The organism is Pantoea sp. ANP04 (assembly GCF_041982285.1).
GTDB classification, from domain to species: domain Bacteria; phylum Pseudomonadota; class Gammaproteobacteria; order Enterobacterales; family Enterobacteriaceae; genus Pantoea; species Pantoea eucalypti.
On sequence record NZ_JAUTYS010000001.1, the window covers coordinates 1 to 18,363 of the forward strand.

Annotated in this window: 12 protein-coding genes and 1 other RNA gene; 5 read left to right on the forward strand and 8 right to left on the reverse strand. The window is 52.2% G+C overall.

The window, feature by feature from the left end; all coding sequences use genetic code 11:
* Positions 1–157: 157 nt before the first annotated feature.
* From Q7C21_RS00005 to Q7C21_RS00020, 4 genes are all read left to right on the forward strand, one after another.
* A non-coding RNA gene (locus Q7C21_RS00005) (RtT sRNA) lies at positions 158–286 on the forward strand.
* Positions 287–899: 613 nt separating this feature from the next.
* Complete coding sequence (locus tag Q7C21_RS00010; protein ID WP_110411331.1) at positions 900–1,259, forward strand: GtrA family protein; 360 nt, start codon at positions 900–902, stop codon at positions 1,257–1,259.
* Positions 1,256–2,179, forward strand: coding sequence for a glycosyltransferase family 2 protein (locus tag Q7C21_RS00015; protein ID WP_110411330.1), 924 nt, complete (start codon positions 1,256–1,258; stop codon positions 2,177–2,179). Before Q7C21_RS00010 ends, Q7C21_RS00015 begins: the two co-directional genes overlap by 4 nt.
* Entirely contained in the window at positions 2,172–3,683 is a 1,512-nt protein-coding gene (locus tag Q7C21_RS00020; protein WP_154926379.1) for a hypothetical protein, read from the forward strand. The genes Q7C21_RS00015 and Q7C21_RS00020 overlap by 8 nt, the downstream gene beginning before the upstream one ends.
* A 385-nt stretch (positions 3,684–4,068) precedes the next feature.
* Here Q7C21_RS00020 and Q7C21_RS00025 read toward each other — a convergent pair whose 3' ends face one another.
* The 8 genes from Q7C21_RS00025 to Q7C21_RS00060 all read right to left on the reverse strand — a co-directional run bounded on the left by Q7C21_RS00025 (position 4,069) and on the right by Q7C21_RS00060 (position 13,970).
* Positions 4,069–5,073, reverse strand: coding sequence for a LacI family DNA-binding transcriptional regulator (locus tag Q7C21_RS00025; protein ID WP_140033314.1), 1,005 nt, complete (start codon positions 5,071–5,073; stop codon positions 4,069–4,071).
* 93 nt (positions 5,074–5,166) lie between these two features.
* Positions 5,167–7,080 (reverse strand): beta-glucoside-specific PTS transporter subunit IIABC, encoded by a 1,914-nt coding sequence (locus Q7C21_RS00030; protein WP_375150246.1) that lies wholly within the window; start codon positions 7,078–7,080, stop codon positions 5,167–5,169.
* Between the two features lie 245 nt (positions 7,081–7,325).
* On the reverse strand, positions 7,326–8,114 hold the full coding sequence (gene phoH, locus Q7C21_RS00035) for a phosphate starvation-inducible protein PhoH (RefSeq protein WP_003852284.1): 789 nt from the start codon (positions 8,112–8,114) through the stop codon (positions 7,326–7,328).
* Between the two features lie 572 nt (positions 8,115–8,686).
* Positions 8,687–9,964: an iron uptake transporter deferrochelatase/peroxidase subunit gene (efeB, locus tag Q7C21_RS00040; RefSeq protein ID WP_105099086.1), complete on the reverse strand. Its 1,278-nt coding sequence runs from the start codon at positions 9,962–9,964 to the stop codon at positions 8,687–8,689.
* A gap of 2 nt (positions 9,965–9,966) precedes the next feature.
* The gene (gene efeO / locus Q7C21_RS00045; RefSeq protein ID WP_003852286.1) at positions 9,967–11,082 is read right to left on the reverse strand and encodes an iron uptake system protein EfeO; all 1,116 of its coding nucleotides are present in this window, start codon (positions 11,080–11,082) and stop codon (positions 9,967–9,969) included.
* Positions 11,083–11,137: 55 nt separating this feature from the next.
* Positions 11,138–11,962, reverse strand: a complete 825-nt coding sequence (gene efeU / locus Q7C21_RS00050) for an iron uptake transporter permease EfeU (RefSeq protein ID WP_008925387.1) — start codon at positions 11,960–11,962, stop codon at positions 11,138–11,140.
* A gap of 190 nt (positions 11,963–12,152) precedes the next feature.
* The gene (putP, locus tag Q7C21_RS00055) at positions 12,153–13,637 is read right to left on the reverse strand and encodes a sodium/proline symporter PutP (RefSeq protein WP_039660009.1); all 1,485 of its coding nucleotides are present in this window, start codon (positions 13,635–13,637) and stop codon (positions 12,153–12,155) included.
* A gap of 15 nt (positions 13,638–13,652) precedes the next feature.
* Positions 13,653–13,970: a hypothetical protein gene (locus tag Q7C21_RS00060; RefSeq protein WP_143756060.1), complete on the reverse strand. Its 318-nt coding sequence runs from the start codon at positions 13,968–13,970 to the stop codon at positions 13,653–13,655.
* Positions 13,971–14,086: 116 nt separating this feature from the next.
* Here Q7C21_RS00060 and putA point away from each other — a divergent pair, with 116 nt between their 5' ends.
* Positions 14,087–18,034: a trifunctional transcriptional regulator/proline dehydrogenase/L-glutamate gamma-semialdehyde dehydrogenase gene (gene putA, locus Q7C21_RS00065; RefSeq protein WP_286863134.1), complete on the forward strand. Its 3,948-nt coding sequence runs from the start codon at positions 14,087–14,089 to the stop codon at positions 18,032–18,034.
* Positions 18,035–18,363 lie beyond the last annotated feature (329 nt).

Sequence of the window (18,363 nt, forward strand, 5' to 3'; positions counted from 1 at the left end):
GGGGTATGAGAACCCCCGCCGGGGTTCGACAACGGGCCATGCCCGCTGGACAGCGGAGCCTGCGACGCTGCCCGAAGTGTGAGCGCAGCGAATCAATCCCCCTCTCACCGCCACATTCTGAAGAAGAGCCTGAACGTTTGTTCAGGCTTTTTTTTGCATATTGCACTGAGAGAGGGGTATGAGAACCCCCGCCGGGGTTCGACAACGGGCCATGCCCGCTGGACAGCGGAGCCTGCGACGCTGCCCGAAGGGTGAGCGCAGCGAATCAATCCCCCTCTCACCGCCACATAATGTTGGGCGTTGCAGGGACAAAGCCCTATGTAGACTGAATCAACAACTACATTGAGACAATGGAACTACGAAAGCAGCAAAAAAAAGCATGCGAATTATACACACAAACAGAAAAACCTTTGGCGTTAACCAAAGAGATTTTCTGTTTGTGTCTAATTAAAAAAGTTAAAATTCTTCCCCAGATTAGTGCTTTTTCAGTTCTGCCGCAGCACGGACAGCGCGATGTGATCCGCCAGAATCGGTTGCATTTTTGACAGCCTTGGAATCATTCTGGAAATGTTCCCCTGTGTTATCGTTTCACCGCTGGCCAACAACTGCCAGTCAGTCTGACTCATTACCACGCAAGCCGCTTCCTAAGACTGTCCCTCAAATCCTTTTTTCATAGTGTCTCCTAATGTGATATTGAGGCTATGGTAGGCTAAATTTTCAGTTAACAAAGAGGATGATGTAATACTGTAAGACGCGTTCCAGAACTCTGCCGCTTTTGCCTCTAGCTACGTCATTGCCCAGTCGCCAAGTTTTTTTATGTGCTCGACATTAAAAGATCGATTCCTTGATCATCGCCTGGCACGATGACAAAATCCGGTATCTTTTTTTCAGGTGTTCCCATGGCTAAATTATTTGCCCGATACGTGACGATTGGAGTTCTTAACACGCTTATCCACTGGGTTGTGTTTGCCATTTGCATAAAGAACGGCCAAAGCCAGTCTGTCTCCAACTTCATTGCCTTCTGTACTGCGGTAACTTTTTCCTTCTTCGCCAATGCCAGGTGGACCTTTAACGCCGAAGCGACCACGTTCAGATACATGATGTATGTGTTCTTCATGGGGGCTGTGGCAACTCTCATTGGAGCATCTGCAGACCGGCTGCATGTCAACCCTGTAGCTACCCTTGTCGTATTCTCTGCAGTGAGCCTTGTATGCGGATTCCTCTATTCTAAATATTTTATTTTTAAAGAGAAAAAATGAAGATATCGCTAGTCGTTCCCGTCTTCAATGAAGAAGATGCAATAAAGTTTTTTTACAGTGCGGTAAGAAGCAAAGACTTTTTGAAGCCATATGAAATTGAGATTGTCTTCATAGATGACGGAAGCTCAGATTTCACGGCACAACTGATGAAAGATATGCAGGAAGGCGATCCCTTAGTGCGGAATGTATTCTTTACGCGAAATTTTGGTAAAGAAGCCGCACTTTTCGCGGGGATCGAATGTGCCACTGGTGATGCGATTATCCCTATTGATGTCGATTTGCAGGACCCGCTTGAAATTATTCCACTACTGATTGAGCGATGGCAGTCAGGTGCGGATATGGTACTGGCTAAACGTACTGACAGAAGTACTGACGGCCACATGAAGCGTAAGACTGCAGAGTGGTTTTACCAACTACATAACAAAATCAGTTCGCCAAAGATTGAGGAAAACGTAGGCGACTTCAGGCTGATGTCCCGTGGCGTGGTTGAGAGCATCAAACTTCTGCCTGAGCGTAATCTGTTTATGAAAGGAATTCTGTCATGGGTTGGTGGCAAAACGGAAATCGTTGAATATGCCCGTGCGGAACGCGTTGCCGGGACCACGAAGTTTAACGGATGGAAGTTATGGAATCTTGCGCTGGAAGGACTGACCTCATTCTCTACCTTTCCGCTACGCATTTGGTCATATCTGGGTTTTCTGGTGGCCTCGTTGGCCTTTCTGTATGGACTATGGATGATCGTGGACAAATTGCTGTTCGGTAATCCGGTGCCTGGCTACCCCTCTATTCTGGTTTCCGTACTGTTTCTTGGTGGCGTTCAGCTTATTGGCATTGGAGTGCTGGGTGAGTATATCGGCAGGATTTACACTGAGACCAAAAAAAGACCACGCTATATAGTAAAAAGGGACAATAATGTTTAAGATAAACTTTAAAAAAAATTCAATTTACCTCTCGCTAATTATATTTTCATTATTAATTTCATACATTCTGACGTCGCGATATTTCCCCATAGAACCTGACGCGGCTAATAGCTCACTTGTTTGGAGAGCTTTTGTTACTGAAGGGTTTTCAGCCTTTAAAAACTGGCAGCCAACCCCGGATAACTGGTATTTCACAACTTATCCGTTTAATTTTTTATTTTTCTTTTTATTGAATCATGATGGAAAACTCCCACTTATTCTTTCAACATCATCATTTATTGGCCTGACAGCAATATATCTGACTTATATAGCCTACGCAATCAGCAAGAGTAGATCATCACTCTTGACATTGCTTAGCTTGGTACTATTGCCTTCCTACGTTTACACTTTTGGTTTTGCAGCTCATCCTTTTTCTCATTACTCAACAAACTTCTTTGGGGTAGTTGCTTTTTCCCTCGCCTTTATTAACCTGAAGCGAAAATCGCTAATTTTAACGTTAACCTACAGTGTTATTTCGATTTTCTCTTCCGTTTCTGATCCTTGGTTTTTAGCTACATATTTCTTACCATTGTTGCTGACCCATGCTTATTTTAGCTTTAAAAAAGAAATCTCATTCAAAATCACCTTAATTTTAGCCATTGGTTTTTATATAAGCATGTCCCATATGGTTCAACGCTTATTTAAGTTGCCGATTCAAAGATTCAAAATTGTTCACTTTGATCAATGGAGGGATAACGCTGGGTGGGCTATTGAGGTACTTGGTAAAAGTTTGAATCTGTTTTTCGTGAACAACACATTCACTATTTTAGCTTCAGTTATTATCTGGCTGCTGGTTTGGCTGTACTCTCTACGTATATGCATCTCAAAGAGCAGTCCCGCTACTTTCGTTTCTATATTCAGCTTCCTGAGCGTAGCCGGAATAATCTCATCCTTCATCATCAGCTATGACCTACCAGCAGACATTAGCGCAAGGTTCTTTGTCAATGTCATATGCTTCGTAGTAGTCCCGGTAACATTGGGGTATTCATTCTCACGAAACCCACTAGTTTTATTGATTTTCATTATATATATAGCTTCTTCAACCTACTCATACAGTGTAAATAAGACGCCACTATATGACCAAGAGGGAAATACTAAAAATTTTATTGCCTTCCTGAATAAAAACAACCTCTATTTCGGATATGGCGACTATTGGAAATACTCAAATAGCGTTAATTGGTTATCGTCAGGTTCTCTTCACATCTCCCCCGTGATTTTTGACGAGACTGACTATCATATTAAATTTGACAGCATTCGTGTTCAGACAATGAAGTCATGGCTGACAGAAAAATATATAAAAGCATCACCCAATCGACAATTTGTCGCTATACCAGGCTTAGAATCAGACGACTCTGGGAAAATTCGCTTAGAAGCAATCAAAAAGCAACTAGGAGAACCTGATGAAAAACTCACTTTTCAGGATATGACGATCTTTGTGTATAACCATAAGATACCGCTAAAATAAATTCTCCGAAGCGGCTACATAAACACTTCGCATGTAAAAAAGAAACATGTAGCCGCATTTAATTACAGATTTGGGATATCAGACCATGCAATGTTCGGCGCTTTTGTCACAGCAGTTTGGTTAAGTAATAGTCGATATTTCTCGGGCAAAAAGTTGTTTTTCCAGAATCCGTTGCATCATCAAGTGGAAAATGAGGGCGTAAAAATTACTAGTTATTACAATTTTTTGAAGCTATCTGTTCATGGGTTCGAATCCCCCTCTCACCGCCACATTCTGAAGAAGAGCCTGAATGACGGTTATTGTGAGAGCCGCACACCTTTAAATGCAAAGTCACAGCCTTAAATTAACGCATGGCAGACACAAGTCCTGGCGCCTGCCACCAGCATCACACCGCCACAGCCTGCGGCGTCACTGAATCCCGGCTTACCAGCGTTCCCTGATGAGAAGACGGGACGCTCTCATCGGGATGCAATAAAATCTTAATCGCATCCTGTATCATTTCATCAATAGGCACACGAACAGTCGTTAGAGAGGGTGTGTAATACTTTCCAATCACTGAGTCATCAAACCCGGCAAGTGAAATATCGCCAGGTATAGTTTTGCCCGCGTCCTGAAACGCTTTTGCCACACCAATGGCCATGTCGTCATTGGCCGCCAGCACGCAGGTGAACGGAATATTGCGCGCTAATAGCTGGAGTCCGGCGTCGTATCCACTCTCTGTGCTCCAGCTACCCTGCACCACTAATTGCGGATCCGGGTCGATCCCCGCGTTCAGTAGTGCATTACGATAGCCCTGTAAACGACGCTCACCTGTCGGTGAATCATTGCATCCCGATATAAACGCAATCCGGGTATGCCCATGCGCCAACAGATGCGCCATCATCTCTTCACTACTGCGCTGATGGTCGGTGAACACACAGTGGCGTCGATTTCTGATGAGTTCACGATTAATGACCACTATCGGCGTCTGAATTTTATCGACAATATCATCCATCTCACTGACTGAAAGATACTTGGGGTAGAGCATAATCGCTTCGCAACGGAGCTCAATAAGTAAGTCAATCGCATTGCGCTCGTCCTGAGCACTGTGTTTACCGTCCGCGAGCACCAGCTGACGGTTTTGTTTCTCGCTGAGCGTTGCCGCCTGATAAACCAGGCTTGAAAAAAACGGCCCGTTGTACAATCCGTTAGTGATAACCAGCCCAATCGAATGCGTTTTGTTAGTAGAAAGATTTCGTGCCAGCAGATTGGGTCGATATCCCGTATCAGCTACAGCCTGCATAATTCTGGCTTTCACCTCTTCCCGCACAAAAACCTTGCCACTTAACGCACGCGATACGGTGGCTTTTGATACACCAGCCACCCTGGCGATGTCCTGTATTGTGACCATTAAGGAACCTCAATCATTGGATGGCTTAAACCACCCAGGCTGAACCAGGCTGTAAAGTGAGATACACATTAATCGTATCGACTAAAACCTGGGTCATTTAACCTGTGCGCGCCCAGCCCCCTCTCTTTGTGTCATAGACATCAGCGGCATCCCTGGCCCGATGGGACCCTGAGACTGATATTCTGTTAAAATAAAGTCTTCGCTATTCACCACCAGGACGGGTGTTGTCAGGTCATAGCCTTCACGTTCAATGCAGTCTTTGTCGAATTCAAGAAGTGGCGTACCTGCTTTAACCACATCCCCCTCTTTTACCAACGGTCGGAAATATTGCCCCTGCAACTCGACCGTATTTAATCCAACATGGATCAGCAATTCGGCGCCATTATCACACAATAACCCGATGGCATGATGGGAAGCGATCAGAGATTCCACCCTCGCATTACAGGGTGCCACCACTTTTCCCGCGGCCGGCTTAATGGCGATACCGTCACCCATCACCTTACCGGCAAAGACCTCATCAGTAACACTTTCCAGCGCGAGGACATCTCCTTTTAACGGGCTAAGAATATCAATCGCCTGACCACTCGCCGCTGTGGATGTTGCCTGCGGGGTGGATGCCAGAGGCGCAGACTCTTCTTCATCGATGGGATCGTCGAAGCCTACAAACTGCACCATCAAAATAGTCAGCACTATTGTCGTACCCGCACCTGCAAGCTCACCAATAAACGACATCGGCGCATCAGGACTGATGGCATTAACCAGCGTAAACAGACCCGGCAGTGCAGCATACGCGTAGTAAAGGCTACCGAACAGGCTGGCAACAACGGCACCAATTGCCCCGCCAATACAGCCACAGATAAAGGGTTTTTTAAAGCGCAATGTCACGCCATAAATCGCCGGCTCAGTGATGCCAAAAATGGCGGTGACGCCGGCAGAGAGCGAAGTTGCTTTTAACTGCGCGTTGCGGGTTTTCAGAAAGACACCTAACACTGCCGCCATCTGACCGATAACCGCGATAGTCTGATAAGCCTGGAAGGAGTCATGACCCTGCGTATCGAAGTTCGCCATAATGACGGGCGTAATACCCCAATGAACGCCAAAAATAACGATTATCTGCCAGATGCCTCCAATTACCGCGGCGGCCAGCATGGGCGCAGCATGGAACAATGCGTTATAGCCATTTGCTACCGCCAAAGCCGCCCATGTGGTAATCGGACCAATAACGATCAGAGTCAGCGGCACAATCACCACAAAGCAGATTAATGGGGTAAAAAGCGGACTGATGACCTCTGGTAACCACCTGACTACACGATGTTCAAGCCAGGAGAGTGCCCAAACCAGAAACAAGGGAGGTAAAACTGAAGAGGTATAAACTGTTTCAGAAAGCGGGAAGAAAAGGAAATTGATGCTTTCTCCCCCGGCAATGCGCGCTGCCAGCGAAGTCCAGTCCGGACTAATTAACGCACAACAACACAGGACAGCAATAAACGGGTTACATTTAAAATGCCGTGCGGCCGTAATCGCGATAAATACGGGCAAAAAAGCAAACGGCGTCCAGGACATGAAGTTGAGTACAGCAAATGTACCGGTTGTTTTAATATCAACATTAATCAAACCCAGAACAATCAGCAGTCCCTGAAGGATACCTGCCGCTGCAAGAATATAAACAATAGGCGCAAATACCGCCGACATCGTGGCAATGACCGCATCCAGTTTGCGTGTTTTTCCCAGCTGTTTCGGTGTTCCTGTCTCTTTAACCAGGCCGGACATTGCATTAAACACATCGGCGACATGGGTACCGATCACAACCTGAAACTGCCCGCCACTCTCAACTACGGCAATGACACCTGACAGACGTTGCACGTTACGCTTCGCCTCAGCGGGCGTTTTAACAAGCACCAGCCTTAAACGCGTGGCGCAGCGGGTAAAACTTTGGATATTCTCTTGCCCACCAACTTCATGAAGAATATCGCTTGCTAACTTATTGTAATCCCTGATGCCTGTCATATTTTTTCCCTTTCATTGTCACTGACTACACCGTCTGAAAAAGTGAAAATATTTACATGGCAATCTGGAAACCTGCCATGCAACCGGTTTCACGGTATCCTGCGAGATATTTCATGCAACCGGTTTCATGGGAAAATGAGAGTGAAATCACTTATTAGATGAGAATGAATTCTGTTGAGGGATTGCCTGAAAAGAAAACCCGGCCGAAGCCGGGTTTGGGCGCTACACTTCTACTCAATCAAACGCTAGCTATACGCGTGCAGGGTGCGCTGACACAGCGCAGAACGCACACAATCCTCTTTGCCAAAGCGCACAATGCCAACCATCTCGTCCTCTTCAAAACGCGCCAGCGCGTCCGCGAGACCGGAAGGCACCCCAGCGGGCAAGTCGCACTGGGTAATATCGCCGTTAACAATGACTGTGACGTTTTCGCCCAGTCGGGTCAGGAACATTTTCATCTGCGCGGCGGTCACGTTCTGCGCCTCATCCAGAATCACCACAGCATTTTCAAAAGTGCGGCCTCGCATGTAGGCGAAAGGCGCAATCTCTACCTTGGCAATTTCCGGACGCAGACAATATTGCATAAATGATGCGCCAAGACGTTTAACCAGAATGTCATAAACCGGGCGGAAATAAGGGGCGAATTTCTCAGAAATATCACCGGGCAGGAAACCCAGATCCTCATCTGCCTGTAGTACCGGGCGCGTAACGATAATCCTGTCGATATCCTTATTAATCAGGGCCTCAGCTGCTTTCGCAGCACTGATCCAGGTTTTACCGCATCCGGCTTCACCGGTTGCGAAGATCAGCTGTTTCGTTCCTATGGCATTAAGATAGTGCGCCTGAGCTTCATTACGGGCCTCAATCGGTAACCGGTCACGCGTATCACGCGCCATGCCAATTGCATCCAGTCCGCTCATATGCACCAGCGAAGTGACCGACTCTTCTTCGCGCTGACGATGACTTCGAGAGTCACTGCGAAGCACTCTTCTTGCTTCACGACGCGCTTTGATCACTGCTTTCTGTCTTCCCATAGTGGCACCTTTCAGTTGGTTTCATTTCCCGCGCGAGGTCGTTGACCCGTTGCGATTACGTGAACGCTTTAGAGGTTTCAGTTGGCTTCCTTTAGAGCCATGACAGGACAGGATAATGGGTATGCAGCAACACACTGACGTGGCTGAACACCGGATAAAACAGGATGCGATAAGACAAAAGAAATGGTTGAAGGAAGGGAGAAATAACGAGGCAGAATTGCCCTCGCGGTCAGGCGCAATTTATTTAGTGACAGTGACTTTCCATTAAAGACTCGACCCATTCGCGAACTCCAGTGTGATACATCAACACATACGATTACGCCTGATTAATAAATTGCACCATTTTGTTGGGCCTTTGCAACAGTAATTTTACCTGCTGGCAAAGGAATTGCTAATCGCGGGTAAGTATTTCTTTTAAGGCAAAATGTAAAATCACTATATTTCAGTTAATTACCATATTTTATATACACCCGGCACCCGATAAATCTCAGTTAAAGCTTAGCCAATAATATGTAAAAGGGGTAAACCGCGGGCGGCATGAGACAGGCCCGCCCGCAGTGTTCAAAAATCAATCAAGCCTCCAGTAGCGACTGCCCTAAATAATGGCTGGCGTCGGCAACTCCGGGTAAAGCGAAAAAGTAACCACCGCCAAAAGGACGGATATATTCTTCCAGCGCTTCACCGTTGAGACGCTGCTGCACTGTGAGAAAACCACGCTCCAGATCGTGCTGGTAGCAGACGAACAATAATCCCATCTCAAGCTGCCCGGATGCAGAGATACCCGCAGAGTAGCTGTAGCCACGTCGCAGCATCAGGCTACTGGCGGTCTCAGGTGTGCGGGGGTTCGCAAGACGAATGTGCGCATCCAGTGCAATGACCTCACCATCCGGATCACGCGCGTAATCCGGCACGTCATGTTCATGCTGCATGCCCAGTGGCGCGCCGCTCAGCTTCTCGCGACCAAAGATAGTCTGCTGCTCACCCAGTGGGGTGCGGTCCCACATTTCAACGTGAAAGCGGATGAGTCGTACTGCCTGATAGCTGCCATTGCGCGCCCAGACAGGCTCATCCTGATCGGCGGTCACCCACAGCAACTGGTTCATAAGAGCAGGATTGTGCGTATCCGGGTTGGCGGTGCCATCTTTAAAACCCAGCAGATTGATCGGCGTCTCCTGCCCCTGACTGCGTGCCGCGTGGTCGGAGATAAAACCTTCGCGTCGCCAGCGTACACCCAGCAGGTCAGGCGTATGCTTGATGATGTCACGCAGAGCATGAATCACCGTATCCTGCGTGTTAGCACAAATCTGCAGCAGCAGATCGCCATGACACTGACTGGCATCAAGCGAATCATTGGGGAAGCGCGTCATCGGCTGCAATTTTTTCGGCTTGTGAGGCGCTAAACCGAAGCGTTCATCAAACAGCGAATGGCCGACCGACACAGTAATTGTCAGATTATCAGGCGCGATAGTCGCCCCAAGAATGCCGGAATCCATTGGCGGCAGTTGCGGATTAGTCACCGCAGGTGCCGGCCCTCCCGTGGTGAGAAAGGCGATACGCTGGGTCAGTAGCTGGAACAGACGCTTCAGCTCCGCTTTATCACTACTGAGCAGATCAAATGCCACCAGCATCATCGATGCCTGCTGGGGCGTCGTGATGCCCGCCTGATGTGGACCGTAAAACGGCTGCGTCTGCTGTCGCGCCTGCGGCGTTACCGTACCCGGCGAAAAGCTGTCCGCAGCAGCGGCGTGGAACGGACAACCGCCGCCGATCGCCGCCGCGCCGCCCAGCAGACCCAAACCTTTCAGTAAACGACGACGCGCAGGCTGCGCGTCATCTTCCTTACGACTCATGATTAATCCAGACCCAAAGTGCCACGAAGTAACGAAAGATCTTCCGCCAGCGCGGTGATCGGTCCTTTCAGCGCGTTACGGTCGGCGCTGGTCAGTTTCTCATAGGATTCGAAACCGGTTTTGGTGCGGTACTTGCTCAGGATTGCATCGACTTTTTTGAAGTTAGCGTCAACCTTAGCCTGCAACTGCGGGTTCGCTTTGCTCACCATCGGGCGTAGCAGCTCAACAATTTTCTGCGCGCCATCAATGTTGGCCTGGAAGTCCCACAGGTCGGTACGACTGTAGCGATCTTCCTCACCGGAGATTTTGCTGGAGGCCACTTCTTCAATCAGACCGGCCGCGCCGCCAACCACTTTAGCTGGCGGGAAAGCCAGTTCACTGATGCGCACCTGCAAATCTTTCACATCTTTATTCAGCTTATCCGCGTAGTCCGCCATGCCTTTGGTGCTGTTATCCGCAAACAGGGCTTTTTCCAGACGGTGGAAACCGGTGAACTTAGGATCGGCTGCCTTCTTCTCGTAGTCATCTTCACGGGCATCAATGCTGCCGTCGAGATCGGAGAAAAGCTCAGCAATCGGCTCAATGCGCTCATAATACTGACGGGTCGGCGCAAACAGCGTTTTGGCTTTTTCCACATCACCCGCTTTAACAGCGTCAGTAAACGCCTGGGTGTTACTGACCAGCTGATTCACCTGATCCGTCACATACGCTTTATAGGCGGTGATCGGGCCTTCTAACTGCATACGCGCGGACGTGGTGCTTTTCGCCGTGCCCTCGCCCGCCTCAACAATCAGCTTGCCTTTAGGATTGCTCAGCAGACCACAGGTCATCTCATATTCGCCTGCTTCCAGATTGGCGGTCAGCTTCTGACTGAAGCCTGGCGCGATGTTCTCACGCTCTTCAACCACCAGCACGCCTTTGAGGATTTCCCACTCCAGCGCTTTCTGGCTGTTGTTTTTGATCAGGAACTGAGTCTTGCCGGCCTTGACCGTTAAGCTCATCGGCTCACACTGCTTGTCGTTGACGCTAACGGTAACCTGAGGAACCGCTGCCGCGGCCGAAGCGGAGATCGCCAGCAGAGGAAGCAGCAGTGCCTTGCGGCGGAAACGCATTGTCATCTCGATATTCCCTGTTAAGTTGCCGGCGCGGCGGGCGCGCCTGTTAAATGTCTGATTACACCGTGGCCGACGCAGCAGGACGCGCAGGCATAAAGAACAAAATTAGCGCGGGGATCAGGTAGACGAAGTAAACGGTCACTTCACTCACGCTTGGGGCCTCCTGATATCCCAGAATCCCTTCCAGCAGGGTGCCGAACAGCGAATGGGTCGATAAAGTACTACTGAGGTCGAACGCCACATCCTGAAAGCGATTCCAGAGGCCTGCTTCGTGGAACGCACGAATTGCCCCCGCCGCCAGGCCCGCCGCAACAAATAAAATGAACACGCTGGTCCAGCGGAAAAAGTGCGCCATATTCAGGCGGATACCGCCCCAGTAGAGCAGCATGCCCAGCACCACCGCCGTTGCCAGCCCCAGCACCGCGCCAATCGGCGGCGCATAACCGACATCCTGAGTAAAGGCGGCCAGCAGGAAGAAGACAGACTCCAGCCCTTCACGTGCCACGGCCAGAAATACCATCAGCACCAGCGCCAGACCGCCACGGCCGGAGCGGTGCAGCGCCTGATCGACCGCCTGCTCAAGCTCGACCCGGATATTGCGTGCCACTTTGCGCATCCAGAACACCATTGAGGTGAGGATGACGACCGCAATCAGCGCCACAATACCTTCAAACAGCTCCTGCTCTTTTTGCGGGAATTCACCGGTGGTGGCATTGATGAACAGACCCAGGCCCAGACAGAGTGCAGCGGCGATAAACACGCCCGCCCACATCGCCGGGAACCATTGGGTGCGCTGGGTGCGTTTGAGATAGCTGGCTATTAGGCTGACTATCAGCGCGGCTTCAAGCCCTTCACGCAGCATGATGAGAAAAGGAACAAACATCGCCAACCTCTTGAATGTTAAGCAGCGTCAATAAATAGTAAAATCAGGTAAAGTGTAAACGATACCGATTATCATTATCGCTGCGAAAAAAACAAGTTACTGGTGGAGATAATTTCATCTTTGGGTGATTTATCTTTGTAACAAAAAGGCCCGCCCCTTCCGGGACAGGCCTTGAGGATTAACGCTTCGCTTATTTGGTCTGGAACTCTGCTTCTGCAGCGACAAAGCGCTGTTGCGCTTCTGCTGAAGGTTCACGTCCCATGAGGCTGAAGACCACGATCGCGATGCTGGCAAAGATGAAGCCTGGGATGATTTCATACAGTCCCAGCCAGCCATACTGTTTCCACAGCAGCACGGTCAGCGCACCGATAATCATGCCCGCCAGCGCACCGTTGCGGTTCATGCGCTTCCAGCAGACGCCAAACAGCACGACCGGACCAAACGCAGCACCGAAGCCCGCCCAGGCGTAGCTCACCAGGCCCAGCACGCGGTTTTCCGGATTAGACGCCAGGGCAATGGCAATCAGTGCCACCAGCAGCACCATCAGACGCCCTACCCACACCAGCTCTTTCTGGCTGGCATTTTTACGCAGAAAACCTTTGTAGAGATCTTCAGTCAGGGCACTGGAGCAGACCAGCAGCTGACAGCTCAGCGTTGACATCACGGCGGCCAGAATCGCTGACAGCAGAATTCCCGCAATCCATGGGTTGAACAGAATACGCGCCAGCTCAATAAAGACGCGCTCAGCATTATCATTAACGCCCGTTGCCAGCGTCGGGTTGTTCTGGAAGTAGGCGATACCAAAGAAGCCCACCGCCACAGCGCCCGCCAGACAGAGCACCATCCACGTCATACCGATGCGACGTGCGGTACGGATTGAGCGATGTGAATCTGCCGCCATAAAACGCGCCAGGATATGCGGCTGCCCGAAGTAACCCAGACCCCATCCAAGCAGCGAGATGACCGCCACGAAGTTCAGCCCCTTGAGCATGTCGAGGTTTTCCAGGCTTTTCGCTTGAATCACTGCCATGGAATCAGACCAGCCGCCGACCGCGATAATCACAAACACCGGCGTCAGGATGAGCGCAAAAATCATCAGGCTCGCCTGAACGGTATCGGTCCAGCTTACCGCCAGGAACCCACCCACCAGCGTATAGAGGATAGTCGCCGCTGCACCCGCCCACAGGGCAGTTTCATAGCTCATACCAAAGGTGCTTTCAAACAGACGCGCACCGGCCACCACGCCCGAGGCGCAATAGATAGTGAAGAACACCAGGATCACAAGAGCAGAAATGACACGCAGGATTTTACTGTGGTCTTCAAAGCGGCTGGTGAAGAAGTCCGGCAACGTCAGCGCGTTGTCATGATGCTCGGTCTGGACCCGCAGGCGACCCGCCACGATTTTCCAGTTCAGCCAGGCACCGATGGTCAGGCCAATTGCGATCCAGCTTTCAGAGATACCGGAGATGAAAATGGCACCGGGTAATCCCATCAGCAGCCAGCCGCTCATATCGGAGGCACCGGCAGAGAGTGCCGTGACCACGCTACCCAGGCTGCGGCCACCGAGGATGTAATCATCGAAGTTTTTGGTTGAGCGCCAGGCTATAAAACCAATCAACACCATCCCAAGAATATAAATCACAAAGGTCACCAGCATTGGTGTACTTACACTCATCTGTCTCTCCACTTATTATTTGATATCCCAGAGAAATCGCCAGCTACCCGCCAGCCGGAACGGGGCAAAGCGGGCCGATTTTTTCGTCAGGGCGTCAGTCATTTCCCAGCGGCGCGGTATCCTGCCGGAAAGGCGTGGCGCGCACAATGGATTTAACACAGGCGTTACAGTGATTTCACTAACCGTTTGTGAAAACGTGCTGATAGGTTGCACTCGCTCACAGTTATCCGGTTGCACCACGGAATTACCCGCCATAAAACCGCTTTTTATCAGGGTTGCCAACCTGGCCAGGATCTTGCAGCAATATCCATGCCGCTTTGAGAAATTTAACAATCGGCCTCATTTAAAGGGTGTTAACTGGCTCACATTTAACACGGTTGCACAAAGTTGCAACTTAAGTGATAGTGCAGCCAACGCCGTACCGAACCACTACAAGGAGCTCTGGAGTCATGGCTACAACCACCATGGGTGTAAAACTGGATGACGCAACACGTGAGCGCATCAAACTGGCTGCACAGCGGATTGATCGCACGCCACACTGGCTGATTAAACAGGCGATCTTTAACTACCTGGGCCAGCTTGAAAGCGGCGACGCCGTGCCGGAGATCCCGCTTTCTGCCCTGGCGGTCGCGGAGTCCGATGACACCCAGCCAGAGGAGTCGCACCAGCCGTTCCTTGACTTCGCAGAGCAGATTTTACCTCAGTCAGTGACCCGTTCAGCGGTGACCGCCGCCTGGCGTCGTCCGGAGACTGATGCAGTACCCATGATGCTGGAGCAGGCCCGCTTGCCGGCAGCGCTGGCAGAGAAAACCCATCAGTTGGCTTATCAGCTCGCCGACAAGCTGCGGCACCAGAAAGGGGCAACCGGACGCGCTGGCATGGTGCAAAGTCTGCTGCAGGAGTTCTCTCTCTCCTCACATGAAGGCGTAGCGCTGATGTGCCTGGCTGAAGCGCTGCTGCGTATTCCTGACAAGCCCACGCGCGATGCGCTGATTCGCGACAAAATCAGCAATGGCAACTGGCAGTCACATCTGGGACGCAGCTCCTCAATGTTTGTCAATGCAGCGACCTGGGGCCTGCTGTTTACCGGCCGCCTGGTTTCGACCCACAATGAGTCGAACCTCTCCAGCTCGCTTAACCGCATTATTGGTAAGGGTGGCGAGCCACTGATCCGCAAAGGCGTGGATATGGCGATGCGTCTGATGGGTGAGCAGTTCGTTACCGGTGAAACCATTGCCGAAGCGCTGGCTAACGCCCGCAAGCTGGAAGAGAAAGGTTTCCGCTACTCTTACGATATGCTGGGCGAAGCGGCACTTACTGCAGGCGATGCCAAAGCCTATCTGCTCTCTTATCAGCAGGCGATCCATGCCATTGGTAAAGCGTCGAATGGACGTGGCATTTATGAAGGACCCGGCATCTCCATCAAGCTCTCCGCACTGCATCCCCGCTACAGCCGCGCGCAGTATGAGCGTGTGATGGAAGAGCTCTACCCTATTCTGAAATCACTGACGCTGCTGGCCCGCTCTTATGACATCGGCATCAATATCGACGCAGAAGAAGCCGATCGGCTGGAACTGTCACTCGATATGCTGGAAAAACTCTGTTTCGAGCCAGAGCTGGAAGGCTGGAACGGCATCGGGTTTGTGATTCAGGCCTACATGAAACGCTGTCCGTTTGTCATTGATGAGCTGATTGATCTGGCACAGCGCAGCCGCCGTCGCCTGATGATCCGTCTTGTGAAAGGCGCGTACTGGGACAGCGAAATCAAGCGCGCCCAGATGGAAGGCCTTGAGGGCTACCCGGTTTATACCCGCAAGGTTTACACCGATATCTCTTACCTGGCCTGTGCCCGCAAACTGCTGGCGGTGCCAAGCCTGATCTATCCGCAGTTCGCGACGCACAACGCGCACACTCTGGCGGCAATTTATCAACTGGCGGGCAATAACTACTATCCGGGCCAGTATGAGTTCCAGTGCCTGCACGGCATGGGCGAACCACTGTATGAGCAGGTGGTCGGCAAAGTGGCGGACGGCAAGCTTAATCGTCCCTGCCGTATCTATGCGCCGGTGGGCACCCATGAAACCCTGCTGGCCTATCTGGTTCGTCGCCTGTTAGAAAACGGGGCCAACACCTCCTTTGTTAACCGTATTGCTGATACCTCGCTGCCGATCGATGAGCTGGTAGCCGATCCGGTGACTGCCGTCGAGAAACTGGGTGCCAGCGAAGGCGCCATTGGCCTGCCGCATCCGAAGATCCCTCTGCCGCGCGAACTGTATGGCGATAACCGCGTTAACTCTTCGGGTCTGGATATGGCCAACGAACATCGTCTTGCCTCACTGTCCAGCGCCCTGCTGAGCAGCGCCGCACAGCCCTGTCTGGCCGAGCCGATTATAGAGGGTGAAGCGGGTGCAGGCGAGCTGCGCGATATCCTTAACCCGGCCGCACCGGGCGACCGTGTCGGTCAGGTTCGCGAAGCTACTGAGCAGGAGGTCTCTGTGGCACTGGATGCCGCCGTGAACAGCGGACCGATCTGGTTTGCCACGCCGCCGCAGGAGCGTGCTGCGATCCTGGAACGCGCTGCACAGCAGATGGAAGGCCAGATGCAACAGCTGATTGGTATCCTGGTGCGTGAAGCGGGCAAGACTTATAACAACGCTATCGCGGAAGTCCGTGAAGCCGTTGATTTCCTCTATTACTACGCCGGTATGGTGCGGGACGATTTCGACAACGAAACGCACCGTCCACTTGGCCCGGTGGTCTGTATCAGTCCGTGGAACTTCCCGCTGGCGATTTTCACGGGTCAGGTTGCGGCTGCACTGGCAGCTGGCAATAGCGTGCTGGCAAAACCGGCTGAGCAAACCCCACTGATTGCCGCGCAGGCGGTTCAGATCCTGCTGGATGCGGGTGTGCCGCCAGGCGTGCTGCAACTGCTGCCAGGCCAGGGCGAAACGGTCGGTGCACAGCTGACCGGAGACGATCGGATTCGCGGCGTGATGTTTACCGGCTCGACTGCCGTTGCAACCCTGTTGCAGCGCAATCTTGCCGGTCGCCTTGATCAACATGGTCGTCCGGTGCCGCTGATTGCGGAAACCGGCGGGATGAACGCGATGATCGTCGACTCTTCCGCGCTGACTGAGCAGGTGGTGATCGATATCGTTGCCTCGGCCTTCGACAGCGCGGGACAGCGCTGCTCTGCGCTGCGTCTGCTCTGTATTCAGGAAGATGTCGCCGACCATACGCTGAAGATGCTGCGTGGCGCGATGGCGGAGTGCCGCATGGGCAATCCGGAACGCTTCTCAACCGATATCGGCCCGGTGATTGATGCCGAAGCCAAAGCCAATATCGACCGTCATATTCAGGCGATGCGTAACAAGGGCTTCACGGTGTATCAGGCGGTGCAGGATAACCCGCAGGACAGCAAAGAGTGGAATAGCGGCACCTTTGTGAAACCGACGCTGATTGAGCTGAATCAGGTTAGCGATCTGGATAAAGAGATTTTTGGGCCAGTGCTTCACGTCGTGCGCTTCACCCGCAACAACCTGCCGCAGCTGGTTAATCAGATCAACGCCTCCGGCTATGGCCTGACGCTGGGCGTGCATACGCGCATCGACGAAACCATCGCGCAGGTGACGGCGAACGCCCGGGTCGGCAACCTTTACGTTAACCGCAACATGGTCGGCGCCGTGGTCGGCGTTCAGCCGTTTGGTGGTGAAGGCTTATCCGGAACCGGTCCGAAAGCGGGTGGCCCACTCTATCTTTATCGCTTGCTGGCCCATCGCCCGGATAGCGCACTGCGTCTGACCTTTGATCGTCAGGATGCCGAGCGCCCGGCCGACAGCACGCTCCGTCACTCTTTACTGGCACCGCATCAGGCACTCAGCAACTGGGCTAAAGATAAGCCTGAGCTGGCTGAACTCTGCCAGCACTATGGCGAGCTGGCCCAGGCGGGCGTGGTCCGCCTGTTGCCTGGCCCAACCGGCGAACGTAACACTTTCTCACTGTTGCCGCGTGACCAGGTGCTCTGTCTGGCTGACAACGAGCAGGATGCGTTAGTCCAGCTGGCTGCGGTCACCAGCGTGGGCAGTAAAGCGCTGTGGGCAGATGATGAGCTGCATCGCACCCTGCGGGCGGCACTGCCTGACGCCGTGAAAGCGCGTATCACGCTGGCGCGTGACCCATTAGCCTCGGAGTTTGATGCGGTGATCTATCACGGCGATGCCGATCAGCTGCGCACCCTGTGCGAACAAATTGCGGCGCGTGACGGCGCGATTGTGTCGGTGCAGGGCTTCGCCCGCGGCGAGACCAATCTGCTGCTGGAACGTCTGTTAATTGAGCGTTCACTGAGTGTGAATACTGCCGCGGCGGGCGGTAATGCGAGTCTGATGACGATTGGGTAGCGCTGAAGCTTAAGGGGGGGTTCGCTGCGCGAAGGGGCTTGGGTGCACACAGGTGCTGGGGGGTTCGCTGCGCGAACGGGCTATGAGAAGGTTTCGTTCGCCTGGTGAGCTGGCCAGTTTCAGTTACGCCTCTGCAGGCGACCAACAAGGGGGCGCCAGTCGCCGCGCCCCCTTGACCCCGGGCTCCGGCCTGCTTCACCGCCGCTTCGCGGTTCCTTCGCTTCTTCCGGATTTCTTACGGACCGGCGGGACGCGCCCTCCCTGGCGCGAACCCGCCTCTTCGCGGCATCCCTGCCGCTCGTCCTGAAATCCCTCATCCGCTCAGCGGC

Coding starts and splice junctions, on each gene's coding strand:
- Q7C21_RS00010 (WP_110411331.1), top strand. CDS start 900: ATGGCTAAATTATTTGCCCGATACGTGACGATTGGAGTTCTTAACACG.
- Q7C21_RS00015 (WP_110411330.1), top strand. CDS start 1,256: ATGAAGATATCGCTAGTCGTTCCCGTCTTCAATGAAGAAGATGCAATA.
- Q7C21_RS00020 (WP_154926379.1), top strand. CDS start 2,172: ATGTTTAAGATAAACTTTAAAAAAAATTCAATTTACCTCTCGCTAATT.
- Q7C21_RS00025 (WP_140033314.1), bottom strand. CDS start 5,073: ATGGTCACAATACAGGACATCGCCAGGGTGGCTGGTGTATCAAAAGCC.
- Q7C21_RS00030 (WP_375150246.1), bottom strand. CDS start 7,080: ATGACAGGCATCAGGGATTACAATAAGTTAGCAAGCGATATTCTTCAT.
- phoH (WP_003852284.1), bottom strand. CDS start 8,114: ATGGGAAGACAGAAAGCAGTGATCAAAGCGCGTCGTGAAGCAAGAAGA.
- efeB (WP_105099086.1), bottom strand. CDS start 9,964: ATGAGTCGTAAGGAAGATGACGCGCAGCCTGCGCGTCGTCGTTTACTG.
- efeO (WP_003852286.1), bottom strand. CDS start 11,082: ATGACAATGCGTTTCCGCCGCAAGGCACTGCTGCTTCCTCTGCTGGCG.
- efeU (WP_008925387.1), bottom strand. CDS start 11,962: ATGTTTGTTCCTTTTCTCATCATGCTGCGTGAAGGGCTTGAAGCCGCG.
- putP (WP_039660009.1), bottom strand. CDS start 13,637: ATGAGTGTAAGTACACCAATGCTGGTGACCTTTGTGATTTATATTCTT.
- putA (WP_286863134.1), top strand. CDS start 14,087: ATGGCTACAACCACCATGGGTGTAAAACTGGATGACGCAACACGTGAG.